Annotated in this window: 11 protein-coding genes; 7 read left to right on the top strand and 4 right to left on the bottom strand. The window is 65.8% G+C overall.

Features of this window, described 5'->3' with window-relative positions:
• Positions 1-17: 17 nt before the first annotated feature.
• Positions 18-1,763 (top strand): SulP family inorganic anion transporter, encoded by a 1,746-nt coding sequence (locus Q1L50_RS04960; RefSeq protein WP_300336346.1) that lies wholly within the window; start codon positions 18-20, stop codon positions 1,761-1,763.
• A gap of 103 nt (positions 1,764-1,866) precedes the next feature.
• Here Q1L50_RS04960 and Q1L50_RS04965 read toward each other — a convergent pair whose 3' ends face one another.
• Positions 1,867-2,958, bottom strand: a complete 1,092-nt coding sequence (locus Q1L50_RS04965) for a CorA family divalent cation transporter (protein ID WP_300336348.1) — start codon at positions 2,956-2,958, stop codon at positions 1,867-1,869.
• A 321-nt stretch (positions 2,959-3,279) separates the two neighbouring features.
• Here Q1L50_RS04965 and Q1L50_RS04970 point away from each other — a divergent pair, with 321 nt between their 5' ends.
• Positions 3,280-4,053, top strand: a complete 774-nt coding sequence (locus tag Q1L50_RS04970) for a hypothetical protein (RefSeq protein ID WP_300336350.1) — start codon at positions 3,280-3,282, stop codon at positions 4,051-4,053.
• 42 nt (positions 4,054-4,095) lie between these two features.
• Here Q1L50_RS04970 and Q1L50_RS04975 read toward each other — a convergent pair whose 3' ends face one another.
• Together Q1L50_RS04975 and Q1L50_RS04980 are read right to left on the bottom strand one after the other, a co-directional pair.
• Positions 4,096-4,371, bottom strand: a complete 276-nt coding sequence (locus tag Q1L50_RS04975; RefSeq protein WP_300336352.1) for a DUF2502 domain-containing protein — start codon at positions 4,369-4,371, stop codon at positions 4,096-4,098.
• Positions 4,372-4,427: 56 nt separating this feature from the next.
• Positions 4,428-5,156, bottom strand: coding sequence for a YebC/PmpR family DNA-binding transcriptional regulator (locus tag Q1L50_RS04980; RefSeq protein ID WP_300336354.1), 729 nt, complete (start codon positions 5,154-5,156; stop codon positions 4,428-4,430).
• 142 nt (positions 5,157-5,298) lie between these two features.
• Between Q1L50_RS04980 and Q1L50_RS04985 the strand changes: the two genes are divergently transcribed.
• The gene (locus Q1L50_RS04985) at positions 5,299-6,825 is read left to right on the top strand and encodes a helicase HerA-like domain-containing protein (RefSeq protein WP_300336356.1); all 1,527 of its coding nucleotides are present in this window, start codon (positions 5,299-5,301) and stop codon (positions 6,823-6,825) included.
• Positions 6,826-6,859: 34 nt separating this feature from the next.
• On the opposite strand, the gene Q1L50_RS04990 is transcribed toward Q1L50_RS04985, so the two are convergent.
• Positions 6,860-7,645 (bottom strand): PhzF family phenazine biosynthesis protein, encoded by a 786-nt coding sequence (locus Q1L50_RS04990; RefSeq protein ID WP_300336358.1) that lies wholly within the window; start codon positions 7,643-7,645, stop codon positions 6,860-6,862.
• A gap of 209 nt (positions 7,646-7,854) precedes the next feature.
• Between Q1L50_RS04990 and Q1L50_RS04995 the strand changes: the two genes are divergently transcribed.
• From Q1L50_RS04995 to Q1L50_RS05010, 4 genes are read left to right on the top strand one after another with little or no spacing between them, the layout of a single operon-like run.
• On the top strand, positions 7,855-8,460 hold the full coding sequence (locus tag Q1L50_RS04995; RefSeq protein WP_300336359.1) for an isochorismatase family protein: 606 nt from the start codon (positions 7,855-7,857) through the stop codon (positions 8,458-8,460).
• On the top strand, positions 8,453-8,728 hold the full coding sequence (locus tag Q1L50_RS05000) for a DUF1272 domain-containing protein (protein WP_300336360.1): 276 nt from the start codon (positions 8,453-8,455) through the stop codon (positions 8,726-8,728). The genes Q1L50_RS04995 and Q1L50_RS05000 overlap by 8 nt, the downstream gene beginning before the upstream one ends.
• A gap of 4 nt (positions 8,729-8,732) precedes the next feature.
• Positions 8,733-9,623, top strand: coding sequence for an EamA family transporter (locus tag Q1L50_RS05005; protein WP_300336361.1), 891 nt, complete (start codon positions 8,733-8,735; stop codon positions 9,621-9,623).
• Complete coding sequence (locus tag Q1L50_RS05010; RefSeq protein ID WP_300336362.1) at positions 9,620-10,621, top strand: helix-turn-helix domain-containing protein; 1,002 nt, start codon at positions 9,620-9,622, stop codon at positions 10,619-10,621. Before Q1L50_RS05005 ends, Q1L50_RS05010 begins: the two co-directional genes overlap by 4 nt.
• Positions 10,622-11,164: the final 543 nt, after the last annotated feature.

An 11,164-nucleotide genomic window follows, 5' to 3' on the forward strand; every position in this document is an offset into this window, starting at 1 on the left:
CCAACTGAGGCGCGACGATGACGCAAGACAGCGAAGGCAAGGGCTTCCGGCTGCCGATTTTGCAGGGCGTCCTGCCGCTTGATCGGCCAGGGCTTGGGCGCGACATCCTCGCCGGTTTCACGCTCGCGGCGCTGGCCATTCCGGGGACCATGGGTTACACCAAGATCATCGGCACGCCGGTCATCACCGGGCTGTACACCATTCTCATCCCGATGAGCCTGTTCGCCATTTTCGGGTCGTCGCGGCATCTGGCGGTCGGTGCCGACTCGGCGACGGCGGCGGTGGTCGCCGCCGGTCTCGCCGGCATGGCGGTGCGCGGATCGAACGAATGGCTGGCCCTGTGCAGCCTGCTGGCCCTGATGGCGGCGGTTTTCATGTTCGCCGCACGGGTTCTGCGGCTTGGTTTCCTCGCCGATTTTCTCTCGCGCACGGTGCTCACCGGTTTCATGACCGGCGTCGGTGTGCAGGTGGCGCTGCTCGAGGTTTCCGGCCTGCTGGGCCTGCAAGGCACCAGCAACCAGCCGCTCAAGGAGATCGTGCGCGACCTGCGGCTGCTCGGGGAAGCCAATCCCTATGCGGTCTGCGTGTCGCTCGCGGTGATGGTGGTGATCGTCGGCGGCAAGAGGATTTCCGAGAAGATCCCGGGCGGACTGATCGCCGTCGTCGCCGCCATCGGTGTCAGCTGGGCGCTGAATCCCGGCGCCCATCTGGAGACGCTGGGCAGCGTTCCGAGCGGCCTGCCGACGCTCGGCCTGCCGCACGTCGATTGGAGCTGGGCGTTGATCGAGAAGCTGCTGCCGATTGCCTTTGCCTGCTTCGTGGTGATTCTGGCGCAGAGCGCCGCCACCTCGCGCGCCTACGCCGTCAAGTACAGCGATCGCTTCGACGAGAATGTAGACATGGTCGGGCTCGGCATGGCCAACCTCGGCGCCGGCTTGTCGGGCACCTTCATCGTCAATGGCAGCCCGACCAACACGGCGATGGTCGACGGCGGCGGCGGCCGCAGCCAGGTGTCGCAGCTCACCACCTGCGTCCTGGTGCTGCTGGTCCTGCTGTTCCTGACCGGCCCCCTCGCCCACTTGCCAACCGCGGTTCTTTCGGCGATTGTCTTCCTGGTGGCGGTGCACATGATCGACATCAAGGGCATGACCCGGATCTTCGTCGAGGCACGTGCGGAGTTCTGGGTGGCCTTGCTGACCGCCGCGACAGTCGTCGTCGTTGGCGTCGAACAGGGGATCATCCTGGCGATGGTGCTGTCACTGCTTGATCACGTGCGGCGCGGCTACCGGGGAAGCAATTCGGTGATCGCGGCCGACAAGAGAAAGAAGGGCTGGCAGACCGTCCCGCTGAGCGAACCGCAGCAGATCGCGCCGGGACTGCTGGTTTACCTCTTCAGCCACAGTCTGTATTACGCCAACGCCGGCCAGTTCGCCGAGGAGGTTCTCCGTCTGGCAACAACGAAAAAGCAGCCACCGCTGGCCTGGCTGTGCATCGAAGCGGCAGCAATTGGCGATGTGGACTTCTCGGCCGCGGCGATGCTGCGCGACACCTGCACGCTGCTCGAGCAGCAGGGCATCCGGCTGGTGTTTGCCAATGTTTCGGCGCACCTGCGCGACCAGTTCGACCGCCACGGGATCACCGAGATGCTCGGTGCGCACGCGATCTACGGCTCGCTTCATGCCGTGGTGGCCGCCTACGAAAGCCAGTTTGGAACGCCGCCGGCGGCAACCACCGCTGCCGCGGGTGACGAAATACGGCCCTGACGCGGGCAATGCTGGATTGCCGAGCGCGACCGCGGGAGCGCCTCGCACCCGCGAACTTCGGCCACGGTCGACCGCAGACCGTCGTGAACTGGCGGTCGTCGCGCTAATGATCGCTGCCGGTTGGCTTGGCGGGCGCGTCGGTTTGGTCTGCTGTGCCGCGTGCTCCGACCGTTTCCGCAGCCCGGAGTCCACCGCCGCCGCCGGTGGCCGACTGCAGCTTCTTCCTCCGCCAGGCGCCCATCCAGCCAAGACTCTTGAACAAAAGCAGGGTCAGGCCGACTGACAACAAGGGCAGTCCGACACCGAGCAGGAAGAAGTCGTCACGAGTTGCCAGCAGCTGGTCGATGGCCCAGTTGAAGTTCATTCCGAAGTAACCGGTAAGGAAAGTGATCGGCAGGAACACCCAGGAGATCATCGTCAGCCGGTTGATCTGCTCGGACTGGCGGTCGGAAATGCTCGCCCGATAGCCCTCCATCGCCTCGGTGGTGCGCTGGCGGTAAGCATCGATCAGATGCACAAGGTCTGCCAGGCGTTCGCTATAGCCTTGAAACGACGGCCATACCTCGGCGCTGATGCCGGGGATGCCGCCGATCGACGTGACCACGGTCTTCACCCTGTCGCGCAGCGGCACCAGCAGCCGATGCAGCGACGACAGTTCCCGGCGCAGGGCGGCCAGGCTCAAGAGGTGCTCGGCGGCCGGGCTGAGAAAAATCTTGTCCTCCAGTTTGTCGAGCAGCTCGTCGGCACGCTCAAGGCGCGGGTAGAAACCCGTCACCAGTTCATTGAGGACGATCAGCAGCGCGTAGTCGGGATACGCCGTGATCGTCCCGGAAAGCTCGCGAAATCGCTGGCGCGCTGCGTCCATGCGCGAAGCAGCGCCGTCGAATACCGTGATCAGCCAGTTCGGCGAATACAGGAGATGTCCCGCGACGACTCCGCGCGTCCCGGCGTCTGCCCAGGTCGACATGCGCAGATGCTGCGGGCTTGCCTTGAAGCGCGCCGACTGACCAAAGCGCGGCAACCAGGCGCTCAGCGTAGGGTCGAGCTGCAGCGCAGAGGCCAGCGCCGCGATTTCGTCCTCGGTCGCGTTCGTGATGTCAAGCCAGAAAAAACCTTCCCTGGGCAACTGGCCGGCGAGATCCTTCCCGGACAACGGCGTGCTCACGCCATGGGCATCGATAAGCGTCGCTTTCACCTTGAGGTCAGTCTCCCTGTTCTGGCAAACCCCTGACCGGGGCTCGAACTCGCGCTGGTGGAACCTGCGTTTCCCGCGGCTGCCGCGACGGCAGCCAGCAAGCACACCAACCCGGTGAACCGACTAGTATACTCGGCGTTGTTCCGACATCGCCGTTGCACCAGGACGCCGGGAAGCTCCAGCCCGGTTGGGCAGCACCATGCGCCAGCGTCAGGACACTCGCCTGGCGCCCCTGCCGGCAACGGCCGCGCTTGGACGGCGCGGCCGTTGCCGTCGTGAGTTCATCCAGATTCTGTACTTTCAGCGGGAGAGCTGTCCAGGATGGCGGATACGACAACGACCGAGAAGAATGCCAAGGCCCTCCCGCCAGACGCCCCGGCCGATCAGCTGCCACCTGCGGCAGGCCGGGTCGAAGCGGACCTGCCGCGGCTGCCGCAAGTCATCAAGCAACTGTCGACGGACGCCCAGACGCTTCCACAGGCAGCCGAGAAAGTGCCTGCGGAACTGGTCAACATTCCCCGGACAGTGGTCACTGCCCGGCCCGGCGAACTGGCGCCGGTCGAGGCCTACATCGAAGCCGAGTTGCCGATCACAAAGGCGTTGCCGCTGCCAGACCTGTTCTATGGCGGCGGCGTGCTGGTCGTCGTCGTCATCTTGCAGGCCATCGGACTGCGCCTGCTCACCGCTCACTTCGACAAGCGCGCGCGAAGCATCGAGCAGCGGCCGGCGTGGTGGAGCGTCGACCTGCTGCTAGGCTTCACCGTCTTCAGGATGCTCGGTCTGCACCTGGCTTCGATCATTCTCTGGTCGGCGGCCATCGTTTACGGTGGGATCATCCCGGACTGGGTAATGGCCGCACGCTTCGCTGCGCTTTCCTACACCACCCTTGGCAGCGACGTCGAACTGCCGGCGGAATGGAACTTGCTGGCGCCGATCATTGCCATCTCGGGAATGTTCACCTTCGCCTGGACCGCCAGCGTTTTGGTCAGCATTGTTGGCCAGTGCAACCAACTTCGCGGCGTGATCCGGGAGGCGCGCAAGAGCAGGCGCAAGGCCATCGGCGACTCCAGTCCAGGCGTGCCCCCGGAAACCTGACTGCGGCCGGAGCGTCGTACTTGCGGCCGACCGCCAGCCGGGTCAGCAGTTGCCTTTCTTGGCTTGACCGGGCGGACAGTGATAGCCCTTGCCATTGGCCTGGCCCTTGCCTTGCCCTTCGCCATGGTACTTCTTCCAATAGACCGGGTCGCGCCAGAGCTTCCCATCCCAGTAATAGCCACGCTTGTCCCGATCGCCAATACTGATCGTCACGCCGCCGCTCTGGATTCTGACGTGGTCAACGTTGATCTGGACATCGCTGGCCTGGGCCAGAGCAGTCGATAGCGCCAACAAGGCACAGCCAATGATCGCCTTCATGTGCTTCTCCGGTTGTTGCGGCAGGCTTCGTCGGCGCACCTCGCGGCGCGCTCTGCTCACTCGTCGTCCATAATCACGTTGGTGAACACGTCCTGGACGTCGTCGAGGCTTTCGAGCACGTCGATCAGCTTCTGCATGCGACGAGCGTCTTCGCCCGTGAGCTGGCTCTCGTTCTCGGCCTTCATCGTCACGCCTCCGTACTGGGACTCGAAGCCGGCGGCTTGCAGCGCATCCTTGACGGCGATGTAGTCGTTCGGCGCCGTCAGCACTTCCACCGAGCCGTCGTCGTTGCTCAGCACGTCGTCGGCGCCGGCTTCGATGGCGGCGTCCATCAGCGCGCCTTCGTCGGTCCCCGGGGCGAACAGCAACTGCCCGCAGTGCCTGAACTGAAAGGCGACGCAGCCATCAGTACCGAGGTTGCCGCCGTACTTGTTGAAAGCGTGCCGGACGTCGGCGACGGTGCGCGTGCGGTTGTCGGTCAGGCAATCGACGATGACCGCCGCGCCGCCTATCCCGTAGCCTTCGTAGCGGATCTCGACGTAATCGACCCCTTCGAGTTCACCGGTGCCCTTCTTGATCGCGTTGTCGATCTTGTCCTTGGGCATGTTGACGCCCTTGGCCTTGTCGACCGCCAGTCGCAGGCGCGGGTTGAACGCCGCATCGCCGCCGCCCATCTTGGCCGAGACGGTAATTTCCTTGGCGATCTTGGAAAACGATGCGCTGCGCTTTTCATCCTGGCGCCCCTTGCGGTGCTGGATATTGGCCCACTTGGAATGTCCTGCCATGCTGACCTCTGCTGATTGCGATCTTGCCGCCGGCGTTGCCGGAGCAACAAACCTGGCCGCGAATGGTTGATAATCGAGCTGGTCATTCTAGCACCTCCCGTTTTTTGTCATCCCTCCCCGCCACCATTTTCCGGAGTCGCTCATGGTCAATCCACTCACCATTGCCAGACACGAAGGCACCGAACTCGCCCTGCTACCGGCGCTGGCCAACCGGCACGGGCTGATCACCGGCGCCACCGGCACCGGCAAGACGGTCACCCTGCAGGTTCTAGCGGAACGTTTTTCGGCGATCGGCGTGCCGGTGTTCATGGCCGACGTCAAGGGCGACCTGTCGGGGCTGGCGGCCATCGGCAGCGTCTCAGCGAAGATGCAGGCGCGTCTCGATGCACTGGGCATCAAGGAACACACGCCGGCGAAATGTCCGGTTACCTACTGGGACGTTTTCGGTGAGCAGGGGCATCCGGTACGGGCGACGATTTCGGACATGGGGCCGATCTTGCTGGCGCGCCTGCTGACGCTCAACGACACCCAGACCGGCGTCCTGCAACTGGTCTTCAGGATCGCCGACGACAATGGCCTGCTGTTGCTCGATCTGAAGGATCTGCGGGCGATGCTGCAGCACGTCGGCGAGAACGCCAAGAGCTTCACCAGCGAATACGGCAATGTCTCGGCGGCGTCGATCGGCGCCATCCAGCGCGGCTTGCTGAACCTCGGCGACCAGGGCGGCGACGTCTTCTTCGGCGAGCCGATGCTCGACATCGCCGACCTGATGCAGACCGACAACGGCCACGGCGTGGTCAACATCCTCGCCGCCGACAAGCTGATGAGCTCGCCGCGGCTCTACTCGACCTTCCTGCTGTGGCTGCTGGCCGAGCTCTTCGAGCAACTGCCCGAAGTCGGCGACGTCGAAAAACCCAAACTGGTTTTCTTCTTCGACGAGGCGCACCTGCTGTTCAACGAAGCGCCAGCGGCCCTGCTGGAAAAGATCGAGCAGGTGGTCAGGCTGATCCGCTCGAAGGGAGTCGGCGTCTATTTCGTCACCCAGAATCCGCTCGACATCCCGGACAGCGTCCTCGGCCAGCTTGGCAACCGCGTCCAGCACGCGCTGCGGGCGTTCACTCCGCGCGACCAGAAAGCGGTCAAGGCGGCGGCGCAGACGCTGCGCGCCAACCCGCGCTTCGACGCCGAAACGGCAATCACCGAACTTGGCGTCGGCGAGGCGCTGGTCTCCTTCCTCGACGAGAAGGGCCGGCCGAACGTCGTCGAACGCGCTTTCGTGCTGCCACCGGCGTCGCGGATGGGACCGCAGACCGCCGATGAGCGACAGGCGGTGATCAAGGCGTCGACGATCTACGGCCACTACGAACAGGCGATCGATCGCGAATCCGCCTACGAGAAGCTCAGGGCAGCGACGCAGCCGACGCAGCAAGGTGCGGGCGTGCAGAAACCAACGCCGACCAGCGAGCCGGAAGCGTCGGGCGGCGGCTGGCTCGGCGGTCTCGCCGACCTCTTCGGTGTCGCTTCGAGCAGCGGCCGCTCGCGTGGCGGCGATTCGATCGCCACCACGGCGGCCAAGAGCGCCGCGCGGGCGATCGGTTCGCAGGTCGGCCAACAGCTCATTCGCGGCGTTCTCGGTTCGCTGCTGGGCGGCGGCTCACGCCGGCGCTGAGTTCGGCGCGGGCGAACGCCTCGCAAGCGCACGCCTAAGGCGAGAAGCAGATCTCGGTTTCCATCACGGTGATCGCCGAACCGGACAGCAGGACGCGATCTCCCTGCAGCGAGCAGCCAAGATTGCCGCCACGTTTCGAGACCTGGCGCGCGCTCAGTGTGTTCCTGCCGAGTCGCCCGGCCCAGTAAGGCGTCAGCACGCAGTGCGCCGAGCCGGTGACCGGGTCTTCCAGGATACCGTACTTCGGCGCGAAGAAGCGACTGACGAAGTCGACCTCGATTCCCGGCGCGCTGACGATGACGCCGCGCCGGTCGAGCTGGCTCAGGCAACCCGGATCCGGCCTGATCGTGCGAATCTCCGCCTCGCTGGCGAAGATCGCCAGGTAGTCGTCGGCGGCAAGCACCTCGAGCGGTTGCCGGCCGAGGCCGGCGAGCAAGGCTGCGGGAATCGCGCAGGGCGCTGCCGGCGTCGACGGAAAATCCATTTCGAGGAGGCTCCCCTGGCGCTGCACGCGCAGATCGCCGCTGCGGGTGGCAAAGGTGATCACCGGTTTGGCATGCCCCATGATTTCAAAGATGACGTGCGCGCTGGCCAGCGTCGCGTGCCCGCACAGGTCGACCTCGGCCACTGGCGTGAACCAGCGCAGCGCGAAACCCTCTCCGGTGGCAACGAAGAAGGCCGTCTCGGAGAGATTGTTCTCCTCGGCAATGGCCTGCAGCAGAGCGTCGTCCAGCCAGCCGTCGAGTGGGCATACCGCCGCCGGATTGCCTTCGAAGGCGCGGCTGGCGAAGGCGTCAACCTGGTATTGCTTCAGTTTCATGGTCTGCTCCCGCCAGTCTCGTGATTTGCCGTGGCGGACAAGATCCGCCGCCCCCGAGCCGAGGCCGGGCTGGTGTCGGCCAGCTCGCCACCTCCTGCACGCCCCGCAAATCGATGGCGGATTTTGTCCGCCGGTGGTCCGGATTCGGTATCGCCGATCGCACCGGAAGGCCTTACGATAGCATCACTTTCACTACCGGAGGTCCTGAAATGTCCGCCAATGATCTTCCCAACGATCCCGCCAGCGCTGTTGTTAGCAGTCGCTCGGCGCTGATCATCATCGACGTGCAGGAATCGTTCCGGCAGATGCCGTTCTGGTCCGAAGCCGACGTGCCGGATTTCAAGGCCGCGCTGCTGCGCATCGAGAAAGCCTGCCGGGCGCACGGCGTGCCGGTGGTGCATATTTTCCATGTCGGTCAGGCCGGGCCGTTTACCGAGGAGTCGGGTGCCGTACGCGGGCTCGACTGGCTGCCGGGCTCGCCCGACGGGTGTTTCCACAAGCACACCCATAACGCCTTTTCGGATACCGGCCTCGATCTGTGGCTGCGCCGCCGGCGCATCGAGCGACTGATGATCAGTGGCATTCGCACCGAACAATGCTGCGAGACGACGACGCGGGTCGCTTCGGACATCGGCTATCAGGTCGATTTCGTCAGCGAGGCGACGCTCACTTTCCCGATGGAGCATCCGCTGAGCGGCCGCGGCTATTCGCCGGAAGAAATCAAGGCGCATACCGAACTGGTGCTCGCCGGACGCTTTGCGCGCATCGCCAGCGTCGACGACTGCCTGGCGACGCTGGGAGCCGGCGATGCTTGAACTGCGTCCGAACTGCGAATGCTGCGATCGCGACCTGCCGCCGGCGTCGGCGGAAGCGATGATCTGTTCCTTCGAATGCACCTTCTGCGCCGACTGCGCGCAGACGCGGCTGGCCGGCCGCTGCCCCAACTGCGGCGGCGAACTGCTGCGCCGGCCGATTCGCCCAGCCAGCAAGCTGGCGAGCCATCCGGCGTCGACGCAGCGCGTCTTCAAGCCACTCGGAGCCAGCACTGCTCCGGCAGCGCCCGCCACGACGGTGCGCAGCTAGGCGCATGCGCCCGCTCGACATTGGACTGGCGCTACTGGTGGTCGTCGTCTGGGGTCTCAACTTCGCGGTGATCAGGACCGGCGTCGCCGAAGTGCCGCCCCTGCTGCTCGGCGCGCTGCGCTTCATCCTCGCGGCGTGCCCGGCGATCTTCCTGCTGCGCCGGCCCGAGCTGCCGCTGCGACTCTATCTCGCGTACGGACTGAGCATCTCGGTCGGACAGTTCGCCTTCCTGTTCACCGCCATCCACCTCGGCATGCCCTCCGGGCTGGCGTCGCTGGTGCTGCAGTCGCAGGCCTTCTTCACCATGCTGTTCGCCGCGCTGTGGCTCAAGGAAGGCTGGCGCGGCAGCCAGCTGGCCGGACTGATCCTGGCGGCCGGCGGGCTGGCGCTGATCGGCTGGTCGCACGGCGCGTCGATGCCGCTGGCCGGCTTCCTGTGCACCCTGGCGGCGGCTTCGATGTGGGCCACCGGCAATATCGTCACCCGGGCGGTCGCCCGGCACGGGCCGATCGACCAGCTGGCTTTCGTCGTCTGGGCAAGCCTGGTACCGCCGCTGCCATTTCTCGCGCTGTCGCTGCTGCTCGAAGGGCCGACGGCGATCGCCGCGGCGCTCAGCCGCTTCAGCGTGCAGTCGTTCGCCGCCGTCGCCTACCTCGCCTGGGCGGCAACGCTGCTCGGCTACGGCCTGTGGACGCGCCTGCTGTCGCGCTATCCGGCCAACCAGGTGGCGCCGTTCAGCCTGCTGATCCCGATCGTCGGGCTGAGCACCGGCTGGCTGGCCTTCGGCGAAGCGCTGCAGCCACTGCACTTCGCCGGTACAGCGCTGTTGATGCTCGGCCTGGCGGCCAACCTGTTCACCACCCGTCTGCGGGCCTGGGCAAAGGCGCGCCAATGACCCTCTCGGTGTGGTTCGTGCTGACGCCCAATGTGCTGCTGCTTGACTATGCCGGCCCGGCCGAAGCGCTGCGAATGGCCGCCGAGATGAACGGCGCGAGTGCTGACACGATCGCCCTGCACAGATGTTCGCCGGTGGCGCGACTGACCACCTCGCTGGGGATCGAGGTCGGCAGGCTCGAAGCACTGCCGGCAAGCCTGCCGCCGCACAGCCTGGTGATCGTCGCCGGTAACGCCTGCGAAGCCGACGATTATGCGCGTCCCGAGGCGCACGCCGTCGTCGCCTGGTTGCGCAGGGCGCTGCAAAGCGACACCCGCGTCGCCAGCATCTGCTCCGGCGCACTGCTGCTCGCCGCCGCGGGTCTGCTCGACGGCCGCCGGTGTACCACCCACCACAGCCTGATCGAAGCGCTGCAAGCCGCGGCACCGGCGGCGAAGGTCGAGGTCAACCGCGTCTTCGTCGAGGACGGGCCGGTGCTCACCAGCGCCGGCATCACCACCGGCATCGACCTCGCGCTGTACCTGATCGAACGCCACGCCGGCGCCGAACTCGCCGCCCGCGTCGCCCACCGGCTGGTCGTCTATCAACGCCGCAGTGGCAGCGACCCGCAGCTCTCGCCGTGGCTCGCGCATCGCAACCACCTGCACCCGGCGGTGCATCGCGCGCAGGACGCGATCGCGCAGGATCCGGTGCGTTCGTGGTCGCTGGCAGAACTGGCCGGGCGCGCGCACGTCAGCGAACGCCACCTGACGCGCCTGTTCGCCGAGCACGCAGGAATCAGCGTTGTCGGCTACCAGCAGCGCCTGCGCATCGCGCGTGCACGCGAACTGCTCGCCGAACGGCAACTGTCGGTCGAGCGCGTCGCCGAACTCGCCGGTTTCGCCTCGGCCAGAGACTTCCGGCGCGTCTGGCAGCGCTACGAAAGCGGCTCTCCGAGCGTCAGAGGGACGTCCATCGCTGGCGGCCGAAACTCCGCGAGTCGAGTTGGCAAGGGATGAGCGGGCAGGTTCTGCCAACGCACATCGGCCGACGAGCCGCGAACCGGAGCCCTCCGCGGCGCCTTGCCGATGGCTTCCCTCTCGCGGGCTTTCTCCTGGATCATACCGCGGCCGATGCTGGAGCTGTCGACCACCACTCATGCGCCAGGTAAGCTGACTCGGATGCGGCCCGGTCCCCTGCTTCGATGCCGGGTGCCTGTTGCTGCCGAGCATTCATCGAAATCGGCAGGTGGTCATCACGAACCAGGGCGTGTCGGTCGTCAGGCTGGTCCAGTTCGCTGCGCCATGGGTTGCGCGCAAGCCGTTTCCCGCTGCGAGACCCTTGACCGCGGTCGTGCGCCCGGCTCGCGGTCTTGAACAGCATTGGCGTCACCCCGGAGCCGCCTTCCTCAGCCCGGCGACGTCTGCGGGTAACGTTCGTGTAGTGGTCAAGTAATTTCGGACACCGGGATAGGTTGTTTTTCTGCCATTTGATGTTCATAGACATTCGGCGGCAGGTAACCGAGTTTCGAGTGCAGGCGGGTGCTGTTGTAGAAGCCGACG

The organism is Accumulibacter sp., assembly GCF_029255145.1.
Taxonomy (GTDB): domain Bacteria; phylum Pseudomonadota; class Gammaproteobacteria; order Burkholderiales; family Rhodocyclaceae; genus Accumulibacter.